Source organism: Sphingomonas gei (assembly GCF_004792685.1).
GTDB lineage: Bacteria > Pseudomonadota > Alphaproteobacteria > Sphingomonadales > Sphingomonadaceae > Sphingomonas > Sphingomonas gei.
On record NZ_SRXT01000008.1, the window covers coordinates 131,968 to 146,961 of the forward strand.

Consider the following 14,994-nt stretch of genomic DNA (forward strand, 5'->3'; position numbering starts at 1 on the left):
GGCGAAAAGCGTGCCAAATAGGACAGCATTACTGACACGTCCTCAAGGAGAGGCAGCATGGAACCCACGCTCGATTTCGGCCTCGGCGAAACCGCCGACATGATCCGCGACACCACCGCGCGCTTCGCCAGGGAGCAGATCCAGCCGCTGGCGGCGCGCATCGACGCCGAAGACTGGTTCCCGCGCGAACTCTGGCCGGCAATGGGCGAACTGGGCCTGCACGGCATCACCATCGACGAGCAATATGGCGGCCTCGGGCTCGGCTATCTGGAACACGTTATCGCTTGCGAGGAGGTCAGCCGCGCCTCGGCGTCGATCGGACTCAGCTACGGCGCGCATTCGAACCTGTGCGTCAACCAGATCGGCCGTTGGGCGAACGACGCGCAGAAGGCCAAATATCTGCCCAAACTCATCTCGGGCGAACATATCGGTAGCCTGGCGATGTCCGAAGCCGGCGCCGGCTCGGACGTGGTCTCGATGAAGCTCCGCGCCGAGAAGACCGCCAATGGCTACGTCCTCAACGGCACCAAATTCTGGATCACCAACGCAGCCTATGCCGACACGCTCGTCGTCTACGCCAAGACCGGCGAAGGCAGCCGCGGGATCACCACCTTCCTGATCGAGAAGGACATGCCCGGCTTCTCGATCGGCCAGAAGATCGACAAGATGGGCATGCGCGGCTCGCCCACCGCAGAGCTCGTCTTCAACGACTGCGAAGTCTCCGACGAGCAAGTGATGGGCCCGCTAAACGGCGGCGTCGGGGTGCTGATGTCGGGGCTCGATTACGAGCGGACCGTGCTCGCCGGGATCCAGCTCGGGATCATGCAGGCGTGCCTGGACGTCGTGCTCCCCTATTTGCGCGAACGGAAGCAATTCGGCCAGCCGATCGGCCATTTCCAGCTGATGCAGGCGAAGGTCGCGGACATGTATGTCGCGCTCAATTCGGCGCGCGCCTATGTCTATACGGTAGCGAAGAATTGCGACGCGGGGCGGACGACGCGGTTCGATGCGGCAGGCGCGATCCTGCTGGCTTCGGAGAATGCCGTGCGGGTATCGCTCGAGGCGATCCAGGCGCTCGGCGGCGCGGGCTATACCAAGGACTGGCCGGTCGAACGCTTCGCCCGCGACGCGAAGCTGCTCGATATCGGCGCGGGGACCAACGAAATCCGGCGCATGCTGATCGGGCGGGAGTTGGTGGGGGGCTGAAGCCCCCTCGGGGAGGGCGCTTGTCTGCGCAACCGCAGGCGATGTCCCCCCTTACCAGACCTTCACCCGCTGCTCGGGCGTCAGGAATAGTTTCTGCCCCGCCTGCACCCCGAACGCCGGATACCAGGCATCGAGATTGCGTACCGTCTGCGCGCGCCAGCGCGCTGGCGCATGCGCATCGGTGGCGATCCGCGCGCGCAACGCCTGTTCGCGCGATTTGTCGCGCCATGCCTGGGCATAAGCGAGGAAGAAGCGCTGGTCGCCGGTCAGCCCGCCGATCACGGGCGGCTCCTTGCCACTTAGCGAAGCGCGATACGCCTCATACGCCGCGGTGAGCCCCGCCACGTCGGCAATGTTCTCGCTCAATGTCTGCTGGCCCCTGAGGCGCAGCCCCGGCAGCGCTTCATAGGCATCGTATTGCGCCGCCAGCGCCCTGCCGCTTGCCTTGAACCGCGCCAAGTCGGCGGGAGTCCACCAGTTGCGCAGCCGGCCACCGGCATCGAAATTGGCGCCTAGATCGTCGAAGCTGTGGCTGATCTCGTGCCCGATCACCGCGCCGATCGCGCCGTAATTGGCCGCGGCGTCGGCGCCCGGATCGTAGAACGGCGCCTGCAGGATCGCGGCGGGGAAGTTGAGCGCGTTCTGCAGCGGCAGATTGACGGCGTTCACCGTCTGCGGAGTCATCCACCATTCGCCGCGGTTCACCGGCTTGCCGAGCTTGGCGAGTTGGTGACGATATTCGGCAAGCTCGGCGCGGCGCAGATTGCCGACCGGATCGTCGGCCCTCACGTCGAGACCGGCATAGCTGCGCCACGTCTCGGGATATCCGATCCCGACCTGCATCCCGGCGATCTTCCTGCGGGCTTCGGCCTTGGTCGCCTCCGCCATCCACGGCAGCGCCGCGACGCGCCTATCGAACGCTCCGAGGATGCCCTTCACCATCGTCTGGATGTCGGCCTTGGACGAGGCGGGGAAAAACTCCTTCACGTATAGCTGGCCTACTGCGTCGCCGAGCCACGCATTGACCGATCCGATCGCCCGCTTGTCGCGCGGGCGCGGCTTGGGCTGGCCGTTCAGCGTGTGGCTGAAGAATTCGAAATGCGCCTGGTCGAAGGCGGCGGGGAGGACATCGGTGACTTCGTCGATGCGATGGAAGGTCAGCCAGTCCTGCCACGCCTGGAGCGGCTCGCTGGCGACCAGCCTGGCCATCGCCGCCACGGTCTGCGGATGCCAGACGATGAAGTCCTGCTGCCCGCCCAGGCCCGCCGCGGCCCAGAAAGCATCCCAGTCGATCCCAGGCGCCTTCTTCGCAAAGTCGGCCTTCTTCCACGGGTTGTTCGCCCTGTGGATGTCCTGGCTGGTGACAATGTCGGTGTGCGCGCGGGCGATCTTGCTCTCGAGCTCGAACACCCGCTGTGCCCGGGCATCGGGCTCGGTAACGTTGGCGAGGCTGAGCAGCTTGCCGATATAGGCGCGATACTGATCGCGGATCGCCGCCATCTCGGGCTTGTCCGACAGATAATAGTCGCGCTCCGGAAGCCCGAGTCCGCCCTGCAGCAGATAGGGCACATTGGTGTCGGGGCGATCCAGCGCCTGGCTGATGAACAGCCCGAACAGATTCGCCGTCTCGAAATTGGTCGCATTGAGCGGGTCGACGTCGGCACGGATATTGGCGCCGAGCATCGTCGACAGTGCCTTATTGTCTTTGAGCGTCGCGACCGCGTCCATTTCAGAGCCAAGCGGCGCCAGCCCGCGCTGCTCGATCGCGGCGGTGTCGGTGAAGGCATTGTACCAGTCGGCAATGCGGCGCTGATCGGTGCCGGGCGCGGCATTGGCCTTGAGCGCGGCCTGGACGATCGCGGCGTTGTTGGCCTCCGCCTTGTTGAACACTTCGAGGAAGGCGCCGGTGCTCGAACGATCGGCGGGGATTTCGGTGTGGGCGCGCCAGCCGCCATTGGCATATTCTTCGAAATCGTCGCCGGGCTTCACATTCCTGTTGAGCGCCGCGACATCGACTCCGATCGCCGCCCCCGCCTCGGCAGTCTCGTTCCCCGGAGTGCCGCCACCCGGCGTGCAGGCCGCGGTTGCGAGAAGCAGTGCAAACAAAGCCGCGCGAGTCTTCACCTAGGGCTCTCCCACTGAATCGAACGTCGTGGGTGCTACTCCGCCAGCGCGGCGCGCGCCAGTCTTCCCAAGCGGCGGCACGCAGTGTAGGCAGGGCAAAACTAGGACAGGAAGGATGCCCTAATGAGCGCTCCGGTGCTCGACAGCAAGGTGTCGCCCGATGGGGAGGAATATCGCGCCCGCGCCGCGCACAACCGGGCGCTGGCAGAGCGGCTGCGCGCCGATGTCGCCACGGCGGCGCTCGGCGGCTCCGAGGCCTCGCGCGACCGCCATACCAGCCGCGGCAAGCTGCTCCCCCGCGAACGGGTGGAGCGGCTGCTCGATCCCGGATCGCCGTTCCTCGAGATCGGCCAGCTCGCCGCCGGCGACATGTACGAAGGCGAGGTCCCCGGCGCCGGAATGATCGCCGGGATCGGCCGCGTCTCCGGCCGCACTTGCATGATCGTCTGTAACGACGCGACGGTGAAGGGCGGCACCTATTACCCGATGACGGTCAAGAAGCATCTTCGTGCGCAGGAGATCGCCGAAGCCAACCGCCTGCCCTGCATCTACCTCGTCGATTCGGGCGGCGCCAATCTTCCCCACCAAGCCGAAGTCTTCCCCGACCGCGACCATTTCGGGCGGATCTTCTTCAACCAGGCCAATATGTCGGCGCTCGGCATCCCGCAGATCGCCTGCGTGATGGGCAGCTGCACCGCGGGCGGCGCCTATGTCCCCGCGATGAGCGACGAGAGCGTCATCGTGCGCAACCAGGGCACGATTTTCCTCGCCGGCCCGCCGCTGGTCAAGGCGGCGACCGGCGAAGTGATCAGTGCAGAGGATCTCGGCGGCGGCGACTTGCACGGCCGCAAGTCTGGCGTTGTCGATCACGTCGCGGAGAATGACGAGCATGCGCTGACGATCGTCCGCGACGCCGTCAGCCATCTCCCTGCGGACCGCACGCCGGACATCGCATTGCTCGCCCCGCGGCCGCCGAAATACGCGCCGGAAGAGCTCTACGGCATCGTCCCCGAAGACGTCCGCGCGCCCTATGACGTCCACGAAGTCATCGCGCGGATCGTCGACGGCAGCGAGTTCCACGAGTTCAAGGCGCTCTACGGCACCTCCCTGGTGTGCGGCTTCGCGCATATCTGGGGAATGCCGGTCGGGATCATCGCCAATAACGGCATCCTGTTCTCGGAAAGCGCGCAGAAGGGCGCGCATTTCATCGAGCTCGCCTGCCAGCGGCGCATCCCCCTGCTCTTCCTCCAGAACATTTCGGGCTTCATGGTCGGTGGCAAATATGAAGCCGAAGGCATTGCCAAACATGGCGCCAAGCTCGTCACTGCAGTCGCCACCGCGACGGTGCCCAAGATCACCGTGCTGATCGGCGGCAGCTTCGGCGCAGGCAATTACGGCATGTGCGGACGGGCTTACTCGCCGCGTTTCCTGTTCAGCTGGCCCAACAGCCGCATCTCGGTGATGGGCGGCGAACAGGCGGCAAGCGTGCTGGCGACGGTCCACCGCGATGCCGACAGATGGAGCGATCAGGAAGCCGAAGCCTTCAAGGCGCCGATCCGCCAGCGCTACGAGGACGAAGGCAATCCGTGGCACGCCACTGCACGGCTGTGGGACGATGGCATCATCGATCCGGCGCAAACCCGCGACGTGCTCGGACTGGCGTTTGCCGCGACGCTCAACGCGCCGATCCCCGAACGCCCGGCGTTCGGGGTGTTCCGAATGTGAGGCCAGGCGATGCGCCTTGCTCAATCCTCCCCGCCCCGAGACACGCTCGGGTAGGAACTGAAAGGTTCGCTATGAAGCTTGTCGTCGCAGCCGTTCTCGCCATGGCCTCGCTGCCGGCCTTCGCGCAAACCACCCCCGTCGCGCCGATCGTGAAGGGCACCGCTTTGCCCCCGCCCGGCACCGAAGCCGCGGTGCTGGCCCCCGTCAACGCCCTGTTCGCCGGTCTCGCCAGCCGCGACGGCGCAGCGATGGCGGCAACGCTGCACGGCGATGGCGGGATCACCGTCGCCGTTGCCCAGCCCGACGGCACCAAGACAATCCGCCAGCAGAAATTCGCCGAATGGGCCGCCGGCATCAAGCCCGGCCCCGAGCGTTACGAAGAGCGCATGCCCGCCCCCGCGATCGAGATCGACGGCGACATCGCGATGGTGTGGGGCGACTATGTCTTCCTGATCGACGGCAAGCTAAGCCATTGTGGCGTCGACCATTTCAGCCTCGTCCGCGTCGATGGTCAATGGAAGATCACGAACCTCGCCTGGACCTCGCGCACAACCGACTGCCCCGCGCAATGAGCCGCGACACGCTGTTCCTGCTCGAACACGCATTCGCCGATCCGGCGCTCGGCGGCGAGCGCGTCTTCTATTGCAAGGACTGCATGACGATCGAAGGTCTGCTCGCGACCTTCCCCGAGCGCGCCGCAAATATCGACATCGTCCGCGTGCCCTGGCCGCGTCCACGCGAAGCCGTGGTCGAAGCGATCGGCGAGGCGCACCAGAATCTGCCAGCCCTCGTGTGGGACGGCGGCTTCGCCAACGAGATCGAGGCGCTGCTCGCCGCGCTGGCCGAGCGCCACGGCTTCCCGGAGCGGCACCCATGATCGCTGGTAATGTAGGATTTTCTCTGCTTCGACCGAATGACGGCGCAGCGAGTCAACTTGCCTTAAAACACGCGTTTCGAGTCAAGCAGAGTCAACTGCCGGGCTCATTTGCCGGCGCCGATTCGACCAGTTGGTGGACACGCAATCGATGATGAAGTCCCTGCTAATCGCCAATCGCGGCGAGATCGCCTGCCGCATCATCCGTACCGCAAGGGCGATGGGGGTGCGCACGGTCGCGGTCTATTCGGATGCCGACGCGAACGCGCTCCACGTCCGCCAGGCCGACGAAGCGGTGCATATCGGCCCCTCCCCGGCGCGCGAAAGCTACCTCGTCGGCGACAAGATCATCGCCGCGGCCAAGGCGACAGGCGCCGAGGCGATCCATCCCGGCTATGGCTTCCTCTCGGAGAATGCCGACTTCGCGCAGGCCGTGCTCGACGCCGGGCTGGTCTGGGTCGGCCCGCGCCCCGACAGCATTCGCGCGATGGGCCTCAAGGACGCCGCCAAGGCACGGATGATCGCTGCGGGCGTACCGGTCACCCCCGGCTATCTCGGCGAGGACCAGGCGCCCGAGCGGCTCCAGTCCGAGGCCGATGCGATCGGCTATCCGGTGCTGATCAAGGCGGTTGCCGGCGGCGGCGGCAAGGGCATGCGGCGCGTCGATGCTGCGCAGCAATTTTCCGAAATGCTGCAGTCGTGCAAGCGCGAGGCCGCCTCTTCGTTCGGCGACGATCGCGTGCTGCTCGAGAAGTACATCCTCAGCCCGCGCCACATCGAAGTCCAGGTATTTGGCGACACCCATGGCAATGTCGTCCATCTCTTCGAGCGCGACTGCTCGCTCCAGCGCCGCCACCAGAAAGTCATCGAGGAAGCCCCCGCCCCCGGCATGGACGAAGCGACGCGCGAGGCGATCTGCGCCGCCGCAGTGCGCGCCGCCAGGGCCGTCGACTATGTCGGCGCCGGCACGATCGAGTTCATCGCCGACGCGTCCGAAGGTCTGCGCGCCGACCGCATCTGGTTCATGGAAATGAACACCCGGCTGCAAGTCGAGCACCCGGTCACCGAGGAGATCACCGGGCAGGATCTGGTCGAGTGGCAGTTGCGCGTAGCGAGCGGCGAGCCCCTTCCCAGGCGGCAGGACGAACTCAGCATCGACGGCTGGGCGATGGAAGCCCGGCTTTATGCAGAGGACCCAGCGAAGGGGTTCCTGCCGAGCATCGGCCGCCTCGACGTGTTCGATCTCGATCCCTTCTACGGTGCCGCACGGATAGACGCCGGCGTGGAGCAGGGCGGCGAGATCAGCTCATTTTACGATCCGATGATCGCCAAGATCATTGGGCGCGGCGAATCGCGTGAAGATGCGCGAGAACAGATAATCGGTGAACTGCTCAACGCCACGATCTGGCCGGTCCGCACGAACGCGGGATTCATTGTCAGGTTACTGCGGCATTCCGGGTTCGAGCGGGGCGAGGTCGATACCGGACTGATCGGTCGGGACATCGATCAGCTCACCGCGCCAGAGCCGCCGAGCTCGGGTATCTTGAACGCCGCGCTCGGGGTTTTGGCCATGCCCGACGGCCGGGATGTCGTTGGCTGCGATGTCCTGGAGCACCAGATCGCCCAAGCCGCCCGTCCCTGGACCAGTTCCAGCGGCTTTCGCCTCAATCGCCCCGCGTCGCTCGCGGCGCGTCTCGTCGATCAATCCGGCACAGTATACGAATTCGATCGCGGTGACGGCATCGACCCGGCATTCGTCAGTCGCCGTGAGGAATGGGCCATTGTGCCCGAGCTCGGCACGACCTTCGCGTTCCGACCCTATGCAGTCCGCAGCTCAAACCTCGGCCCAGCCGCCGACGGCGCCATCCTCGCCCCGATGCCCGGCCGCATCACCGCGGTCGAAGTCACCCCCGGCGACACCGTCACCAAGGGCCAGCGCCTCGTCACGCTAGAAGCGATGAAGATGGAGCACAGCCTCACCGCCCCGTTCGACGGCGTGGTCGCCGAGCTCAACGCTGCACCCGGCGCGCAGGTGAACGAAGGCACGCTGCTGGTGAAGGTCGAACGTTCGGAATAGCTGTTCCCCGGCGAAGGCCGGGGCCCAGACTCGGCGTTGCTACTTTCAAGGCTGGACCCCGGCCTTCGCCGGGGAACAAGGAATAAGAAGATGACGGCCAGAATTTGGGACAACAAGTGGTGCGAGTCGTGAGGCTCCTTTGTATCGACGCGCCCGAATGAGCGACCTGCTGATCCGCAAGGCCGCGCCCGGCGACCTGCCGGCGATCCTCGCAATGCTCGCCGAGGACACAATCCCCGCCGACCGCGAGACCGATCCCGCCGACCCGCGCTATCGCGCCGCATTCGACGCGATCGCCGCCGACCCCAACCAGTTGCTCGTCGCCGCCGAGATCGACGGCCGCGTGGTCGGCACGCTCCAGCTCAGCTTCCTGCCCGGCCTGTCGTTCCGCGGCGCGTGGCGCGGCCAGATCGAGGCGGTGCGTATCGCCAGCGACCTGCGCGGGCGCCGCTATGGCGAGCAATTGATCGCCTGGGCGGTCGCGCGCTGCCGCGACCGCGATTGCTTCCTCGTCCAGCTCACCTCGTCCAACGCGCGCACCGATGCGCACCGCTTCTACGCGCGGCTCGGCTGGACGCAGAGTCACACCGGGTTCAAGCTCAAGCTGAAGGAGCCGCGCTGATGGCCGGACGCTTCTATGACGAATGGCAGATCGGCGACCGCGTCGAGCACAGCCTCCGCCGCACGGTCACCGAGACCGACAACCTCCTCTTCTCCGCCCTCACCCACAACACCCAGCCGCTCCACATCGACGCCGAGACCGCGCGCGCGAGCGAGTTCGGGCAGATCCTCGTCAACGGCACCTTCACCTTCAGCCTCATGGTCGGAATCACTGTCGGTGACACCACGGCGGGCACGCTCGTCGCCAATCTCGGCTATGACAAGCTCGCGATGCCGAAACCCGTGTTCCTCGGCGACACGCTGCACGCATCCTCCGAAGTGATCGAGCTGCGCCCCAGCAAATCACGTCCGGGCCAGGGGATCGTCACCTGGAAGCACAGCATGCACAACCAGCGCGACGAACTGGTCTGCGAGTGCCTGCGCTCCGCGCTGCTGCGGAGCCGTGCCGGCTGAGCGGCTGGCGGGCCAACCCCCGTTGCGCATCGGCCGCAACGATGTTAATCGAGCTGCGTCGGAAAAGGCAGACTTGGTCTGGTGAGCCCAAGTCCTTTCGGTAACGAAAGCTCTGGTCTTTGGCCTCGTGCTCGAGATCCCCACGACGAACGTCGGACACCGTGCAGGTGCCCAATCGTTCGTCCGTGTGGGTCTGAAGCTCAGGAACGCTCCGGTCGAACATTTCGACCAAGGAGTATTCTGTGCCCACTCAACTCTATCTTCATGATGTCGTAATTGCCGGCGCCGGCCCGGTGGGGCTGTTCCTGGCATGCGAACTGCGCCTGGCGGGCTGCTCGGTGCTGGTGCTGGAGCAGGCGCCGGATCCATATTCTCCGTTGAAGGCACTGCCGTTCGGACTGCGTGGCCTGTCGATCCCGTCGATCGAGAGCCTCGATCGCCGCGACCTGCTGGATGCCATTAAAGATCGCGCACTCGGCAGCGGCGCTCCGGCAGCTCCGCACTGGATGCAGCGACCGCGGCGCCCCGGTGGCCATTTCGCGGGCATCCAGTTCTTCCACGATCAAGTTGACAGCGCCGCATGGCCATACCGCCTGCCCGGCCCGGTCGGCAGCGTCGCCTCCGATATGGCGAGCATCGAGACCGTTCTGGCCACCCGTGCGACGGCGATTGGCGCTGAGTTGAAGCGCGGCCACAGCGTCGACGCTTTCGAGCAATCGAACGACGAGGTTACCGTCCGGGCGGGCCCCGAGACGTTTCGAGCGCGATGGCTCGTCGGCTGCGATGGCGCGCGCAGCATCGTACGCAAGACGGCCGACATCGCCTTTGTCGGAACCGATCCGGAATTTACCGGCTATTCGGCGCAGGTCGAGCTGGCGGGTCCGGACCTGCTCGAGCCCGGGCGTCACTATACGCCGCTGGGCATGTACACCTATGCACCGCCCGGCACGATCGCGATGATCGATTTCGACGGCGGTGCCTTCCATCGTAGGCGGCCCGTGACCCGCGATCACATCGAGGCAATGCTGCGCAAAATCTCTGGCAAGGACGTCCGACTGACGGCGCTGAAGCTTGCCACCACGTGGACGGACCGCGCCTGTCAGGCATCCGACTATCGCAAGCGCCGCGTATTGCTGGCGGGCGACGCTGCGCACATCCATTCTCCACTCGGAGGTCAGGGCCTCAACCTCGGGCTCGGCGACGCGATGAACCTCGGCTGGAAGCTCGCCGCCACCATCCGCGGCGACGCCCCGCCCGGGCTGCTCGACAGCTACACGCTCGAGCGACATCCGCAGGGCGCGCGAATTCTCGATTGGTCGCGCGCGCAAGTTGCGCTCATGCGGCCGAGCCCCGGTTCGCGCGCGCTCGCAGCCGTGCTCGGGGATCTAATCGAGAGACGCGACGGCGCGACCTATTTCGCGGAGCGCGTCTGGGGGGTCGGACTTCGCTACGATCTTGGCGGGGACCATCCGCTCGTCGGTCGCAGCATGCCTGACTTCGAATTGGCCGACGGAAAGAGGGTGAACGAACATCTGCGGCGCGCGCGAGGATTGCTACTGGATTTCGACGCGTGTGCGTCACGCCAAATGCTCATCGCGCATTGGGGCGATAGGATTGCCTATGCCGCGAATCACACGGAAAATCGGCTGGGTCTCAGCGCAGTGCTGGTGCGGCCCGATGGTATCGTCGCTTGGGCGAGCGACTCTCCTATCGATGATGAAAAGCTGGCGCAGGCGACGATGCGGTGGTTCGGAGAGCCGACGGGATAGCCAGCTTCGCGTCCACGAGATCCAGCCAATCGGTTGGTGCCAAGCCGTAGAGCATGTCGAAAAACTCGAGCTGCAGCCGCGCCGGCCTCGACTGGTTGCTGTTCCACAACATCACGATGCCACTCTTGTCCGCCGGATCGAACAGAATGAGCGAGCCATAACCGTCCACCGATCCGCGATGGCCGACCAATACATGACCGGCATAGGTGAAGCTGCGCCAGCCTAGCCCATAAGCGGCGTTTGCCAGCGCGCGATCCATCGGTCCGCGCCGCCCGTGGGGTGGGGTAGAGACCCGTGGCCGATGCAGGATGTCGAGCATCGGGAGCGGCAGCACGTTCGGTGCGTCCCCCATCTGCGCGCGCATCCACCGGATCAGGTCGCGGATCGACGAGTTGACGCCGCCCGCCGCCGGCACCCGATAATAGCTGTCGTTCACGATCGCGGGCGCCTTGTTCCGATGGTGCGGCCGCGCCCAGCTCGCAGCGCCCTGCAACCCGGCCCGACCGATACTCGCGTTGGTCATGCCGAGTGGGGTAAACAGCCGCGCACGGGCAATGCTCGCATAGTTTTGCCCCGTTACGCGCTCCACGATCTCGCTCGCAGTATCGAAAGCGATGTTCTGGTATGCGTAGCATGTCGCCGGCGGGCAAAAAGGCGGGAGCGTGCCGAGGGCGGCGCGGAGCAGCTTCGGATCCTCGCCTGCCTCCAGCCGCTCGTCCCAGGCGTTGCGGACCAGGCCGAGCCGGTGCGAAAGCACATCGGCAATTGTGACGCGGCGCGCGTCGCCGGGAAGCGTGAGCGTCGTACCCATCGTCGCCAGCGGCGCATCGAGCGACAGCCTGCCCTCCTCCGCTAGCTTGGCCACGAGTGCGGATGCCACACTCTTCGAGAGCGATGCCCAGCGGAACACCGTAGCGGGAGTGACTGGATCGCCCGAGCCTGCGACCGTCTCTCCAAACCCCCTGGCGAAGCGCACCTCCCCGCGCTCGACCGTCCCGACGGCGAGGCCCACCATGTCCGGGTCCTGCATCAGCGCGGTGATCCGTTCTTCCAGCCGCCGATAGTCGACCTTCGACGGCAAGCCGCCGGAAACCGGATCGGCAGACAGACTGCTGACAACGGCTCGCGCAGGTTGATCGGGCACGCTCAGCTTCGAGCGCGTTACCCCCAGCGTCACTGCCGCCCCCGCCACAAAGGCCAGCCCCAGGACCGCTGCCAGCCTCTTGCCCCGTGCCGCCTCCCTCACTCCGTCCATTCGCGTCCCGTCTTCTCCGGCATGCTCTGGCGATAGAGCATTCCTTCCACCTGACCCTGGCCAATTCCAGCCCTCTAGTCGACGCTAAGCGCCGGTCATCACGCCGCGATATACCGGGTCCTCCAAGGCACGCCCCGCGCCGTTCGCCACGCACATCAGAGCATTTTCGGCCACGACGACCGGCAAGCCGGTCGCCTTCGAGAGCACCTGGTCCAGATGTGTGAGCAAGCTGCCACCGCCAGTCATGACGATTCCCTGATCATAGATATCGGAAGCCAGCTCAGGCTCGGCCTTTTCGAGTGCGGAAAGCGCTGCTTCCACAATCTGCGCGGTCAGGTCGGCCAAAGAGTGGGCGATCTCTCCCTGGCTGACCTCCACTTCTGAAGGCATGCCCTTGACCAGGTCACGCCCCCTGACCTTGGTCACTGCGCCAACACCGTCTTCAGGCATTTGCGCCGTACCGATTTCGACCTTTATCCGTTCGGCCGTGGCTTCGCCGACCATCAAATTGTGCTTGCGCCGAATACCCGAGGCGATGGCTTCGTCCATTCGATCTCCGCCGACACGAATGGACGCGCTGTACGCCAGCCCTCGCAGCGAGAGGATTGCGACCTCGGTCGTCCCTCCGCCAATATCGACGACCATGGCGCCCAGCGGTTCGGTGACGGGCAAACCGGCACCGATCGCCGCCGCCATCGACTCCTCGATCAAATACACTTTGCGCGCGCCGGCATTCGTCGCAGCCTGCTGGATCGCACGACGCTCCACTTGGGTGGCGCTGCTGGGTATGCTGATTGCGATCTCCGGACCGCCCAAGAACCTGCTCGAGCCGCCCCGCGCCTTGTCGATGAAATACTTGATCATCTGTTCCGCAACGTCGATGTCGGCGATGACGCCGTCGCGCATCGGCCGGATCGTTCGGACATTGTCTGGAGTCTTGCCCAGCATGAGCTTTGCCTCCGCACCGATAGCGCGGACGCGGGATATCCCGTTGATCGTCTCCATCGCCACCACAGAGGGCTCGCTAATAACGATCCCTCTGTCTCGCAGGTAAACTACCGTATTCACCGTGCCGAGGTCGATCGCGAGATCGTAGGAAGCGCCTGGAAAGAAGCGAGGAAACCGCATCGAAGTCAATCTGTTGGCGTCGTTAGGGGCTCGCTGCGAAGCGAGCGGCTCATCGACTGCGTGGAGAGGTCCGGTGGGCTCGCGCAGAGGGCAGGTCAACCCGGTTAGCGGCTGCCCGAGTGGGGCGGGCGCCAACTCGATGTAGACAGAGGGTCAGAACGGCAGCAGCCGCGCGAGGAGCGAGCGATCCCGCAGAATCTCGTGTGCAGCATTATGTCCCGGCGCGCCGGTCACCCCGCCACCAGGATGGGTGCCCGAGCCACACATATAGAGCCCCCTGATCGGCGCGCGATAATCGCCATGCCCCAGCACCGGCCGCGCTGCCCAAAGCTGGTCGAGCCCCATTGCGCCGTGGAAGATGTCGCCACCGATCAGCCCGAACTTGCGCTCGAGATCGAGCGGCGAATGAATCTGCCGCGCGATCACGCTCGCCTTGAAATTGGGGGCATGGTCATTGACCGTCTCGATGATGAGATCGGCGACCTGTTCGCGCGCATCGTCCCAGCTGCGCCCGCCGGGAAGTTCGGGAACGAATTGCTGGCAGAACAGACTCGCGATGTGCATGCCCTTGGGGGCGAGGCTGTCGTCGATCGTGGTTGGCAGCTTCATCTCGATGATCGGCTTCTTCGACCAGCCATGGACCTTCGCGTCGTCATACGCTTGATCCATATAGTCCATGCCCGGCGCAATGATGATCCCGGCGGTATGATGCTCGGCCTTGTCCTTGCCGGGCAGCACGGTGAAGTCGGGCAGCTCGGTGAGCGCGACGTTCATCCGAAAGGTCCCCGATCCGATCTTGAAGTTCTTCATCCGCCGGTTGAAGTCGGCCGGCAGGTCGCTAGAGTCGAGCATCTGCCGAAAAAGCATCGCCGGACCGACATTGGCGGCTACGATCGGTGCGGCGATCTCCTCGCCGCTATCCAGCACCACCCCGGCCGCCTTGCCGCCATCGATGAGCACGCGCGCGACAGGCGCCTCGACGCTAATCTCCACCCCGGCCTCCTCGCAAGCGAGCGCCATCGCTTGGGTGATCGCGCCCATGCCGCCGACCGAATGGCCCCAGGCGCCGAACTTGCCGTTCACTTCGCCGAAGACGTGATGGAGCAGGACATAGGCCGAGCCGGGGGTCGAGACGCCGGCATAATTGCCGACCACGGCGTCGAACGCGAAGGCGGTCTTGACGTGGTCGTCTTCGTACCAGCCATCGAGGAAGTCGCGCGCTGATTTGGTGAAGACGTCGAGCAAGTCACGCTGCGCCTCGATCCCCAGCTTCGACAGCGGCCAGCCCTGCGTCGCTCCGGAAAGCAGCGTGCGCAATCCTCCCCCAGCATTGGGCGGGGTTTTGAGCGCGAGATCACGGAGCACCTGCGCGACCTTCTCCAGCGCCGCGTCATAACGCGGATAGGTGTCGGCATCCCGTTGCGAGAAGCGCGCGAACTCGGCCTGGGTGCGCGCGGTGCCGCCACCGAGCGTGATGTAATCGTTCTCGAACGGGAAGAAGTTGCTGATCGTCCGCTCGATGATCCGGAAGCCGCGGTCGTGCAGCTTCATATCGGCGATCACCTTGGGGCGGAGCAGGCTGACGGTGTAGCTCGCCGTCGAATTGCGGAAGCCGGGATGGAATTCCTCGGTCACCGCCGCGCCGCCGACGACGTGGCGCCGCTCGAGCACGCGGACCTTGAGCCCGGCGCGCGCGAGGTAGAAGGCGCAGACCAGGCCGTTATGGCCGCCGCCGACGACGATTGCGTCGTATTTCTTCATG

Annotated in this window: 12 protein-coding genes; 8 read left to right on the forward strand and 4 right to left on the reverse strand. The window is 65.5% G+C overall.

Going from position 1 to position 14,994, the window contains the following annotated elements; all coding sequences use genetic code 11:
* Window positions 1-57 precede the first annotated feature (57 nt).
* A complete protein-coding gene (locus E5A73_RS19335) occupies window positions 58-1,206 on the forward strand; it encodes an isovaleryl-CoA dehydrogenase (RefSeq protein WP_135965484.1) in 1,149 nt (382 codons plus the stop codon).
* Between the two features lie 51 nt (window positions 1,207-1,257).
* Here E5A73_RS19335 and E5A73_RS19340 read toward each other — a convergent pair whose 3' ends face one another.
* On the reverse strand, window positions 1,258-3,330 hold the full coding sequence (locus E5A73_RS19340; RefSeq protein WP_135965485.1) for a M13 family metallopeptidase: 2,073 nt from the start codon (window positions 3,328-3,330) through the stop codon (window positions 1,258-1,260).
* A 123-nt stretch (window positions 3,331-3,453) separates the two neighbouring features.
* Between E5A73_RS19340 and E5A73_RS19345 the strand changes: the two genes are divergently transcribed.
* The 7 genes from E5A73_RS19345 to E5A73_RS19375 all read left to right on the forward strand — a co-directional run bounded on the left by E5A73_RS19345 (window position 3,454) and on the right by E5A73_RS19375 (window position 10,849).
* Window positions 3,454-5,055, forward strand: a complete 1,602-nt coding sequence (locus tag E5A73_RS19345) for a carboxyl transferase domain-containing protein (RefSeq protein WP_135965486.1) — start codon at window positions 3,454-3,456, stop codon at window positions 5,053-5,055.
* A gap of 101 nt (window positions 5,056-5,156) precedes the next feature.
* Window positions 5,157-5,627 (forward strand): nuclear transport factor 2 family protein, encoded by a 471-nt coding sequence (locus tag E5A73_RS19350; protein WP_240700283.1) that lies wholly within the window; start codon window positions 5,157-5,159, stop codon window positions 5,625-5,627.
* Entirely contained in the window at window positions 5,624-5,932 is a 309-nt protein-coding gene (locus E5A73_RS19355; protein WP_135965488.1) for a DUF3088 family protein, read from the forward strand. Before E5A73_RS19350 ends, E5A73_RS19355 begins: the two co-directional genes overlap by 4 nt.
* A 148-nt stretch (window positions 5,933-6,080) precedes the next feature.
* Window positions 6,081-8,006: an acetyl/propionyl/methylcrotonyl-CoA carboxylase subunit alpha gene (locus tag E5A73_RS19360; protein ID WP_135965489.1), complete on the forward strand. Its 1,926-nt coding sequence runs from the start codon at window positions 6,081-6,083 to the stop codon at window positions 8,004-8,006.
* Between the two features lie 157 nt (window positions 8,007-8,163).
* Window positions 8,164-8,628: a GNAT family N-acetyltransferase gene (locus tag E5A73_RS19365; RefSeq protein WP_135965490.1), complete on the forward strand. Its 465-nt coding sequence runs from the start codon at window positions 8,164-8,166 to the stop codon at window positions 8,626-8,628.
* Window positions 8,628-9,080: a MaoC family dehydratase gene (locus E5A73_RS19370; RefSeq protein ID WP_135965491.1), complete on the forward strand. Its 453-nt coding sequence runs from the start codon at window positions 8,628-8,630 to the stop codon at window positions 9,078-9,080. The genes E5A73_RS19365 and E5A73_RS19370 overlap by 1 nt, the downstream gene beginning before the upstream one ends.
* 242 nt (window positions 9,081-9,322) lie before the next feature.
* Window positions 9,323-10,849, forward strand: a complete 1,527-nt coding sequence (locus tag E5A73_RS19375; protein WP_135965492.1) for an FAD-dependent monooxygenase — start codon at window positions 9,323-9,325, stop codon at window positions 10,847-10,849.
* Here the strand turns inward: E5A73_RS19375 and E5A73_RS19380 are convergent.
* The 3 genes from E5A73_RS19380 to E5A73_RS19390 form a co-directional block, all read right to left on the reverse strand.
* Entirely contained in the window at window positions 10,788-12,104 is a 1,317-nt protein-coding gene (locus E5A73_RS19380) for a serine hydrolase domain-containing protein (protein ID WP_135965493.1), read from the reverse strand. The genes E5A73_RS19375 and E5A73_RS19380 overlap by 62 nt on opposite strands.
* Window positions 12,105-12,188: 84 nt before the next feature.
* The gene (locus E5A73_RS19385) at window positions 12,189-13,232 is read right to left on the reverse strand and encodes a rod shape-determining protein (RefSeq protein WP_135965494.1); all 1,044 of its coding nucleotides are present in this window, start codon (window positions 13,230-13,232) and stop codon (window positions 12,189-12,191) included.
* Between the two features lie 153 nt (window positions 13,233-13,385).
* Window positions 13,386-14,993: a phytoene desaturase family protein gene (locus E5A73_RS19390; RefSeq protein ID WP_135965495.1), complete on the reverse strand. Its 1,608-nt coding sequence runs from the start codon at window positions 14,991-14,993 to the stop codon at window positions 13,386-13,388.
* Between the last annotated feature and the right edge of the window lies 1 nt (window position 14,994).

Coding starts and splice junctions, on each gene's coding strand:
- E5A73_RS19335 (WP_135965484.1), top strand. CDS start 58: ATGGAACCCACGCTCGATTTCGGCCTCGGCGAAACCGCCGACATGATC.
- E5A73_RS19345 (WP_135965486.1), top strand. CDS start 3,454: ATGAGCGCTCCGGTGCTCGACAGCAAGGTGTCGCCCGATGGGGAGGAA.
- E5A73_RS19350 (WP_240700283.1), top strand. CDS start 5,157: ATGGCCTCGCTGCCGGCCTTCGCGCAAACCACCCCCGTCGCGCCGATC.
- E5A73_RS19355 (WP_135965488.1), top strand. CDS start 5,624: ATGAGCCGCGACACGCTGTTCCTGCTCGAACACGCATTCGCCGATCCG.
- E5A73_RS19360 (WP_135965489.1), top strand. CDS start 6,081: ATGATGAAGTCCCTGCTAATCGCCAATCGCGGCGAGATCGCCTGCCGC.
- E5A73_RS19365 (WP_135965490.1), top strand. CDS start 8,164: ATGAGCGACCTGCTGATCCGCAAGGCCGCGCCCGGCGACCTGCCGGCG.
- E5A73_RS19370 (WP_135965491.1), top strand. CDS start 8,628: ATGGCCGGACGCTTCTATGACGAATGGCAGATCGGCGACCGCGTCGAG.
- E5A73_RS19380 (WP_135965493.1), bottom strand. CDS start 12,104: ATGGACGGAGTGAGGGAGGCGGCACGGGGCAAGAGGCTGGCAGCGGTC.
- E5A73_RS19385 (WP_135965494.1), bottom strand. CDS start 13,232: ATGCGGTTTCCTCGCTTCTTTCCAGGCGCTTCCTACGATCTCGCGATC.
- E5A73_RS19390 (WP_135965495.1), bottom strand. CDS start 14,993: ATGAAGAAATACGACGCAATCGTCGTCGGCGGCGGCCATAACGGCCTG.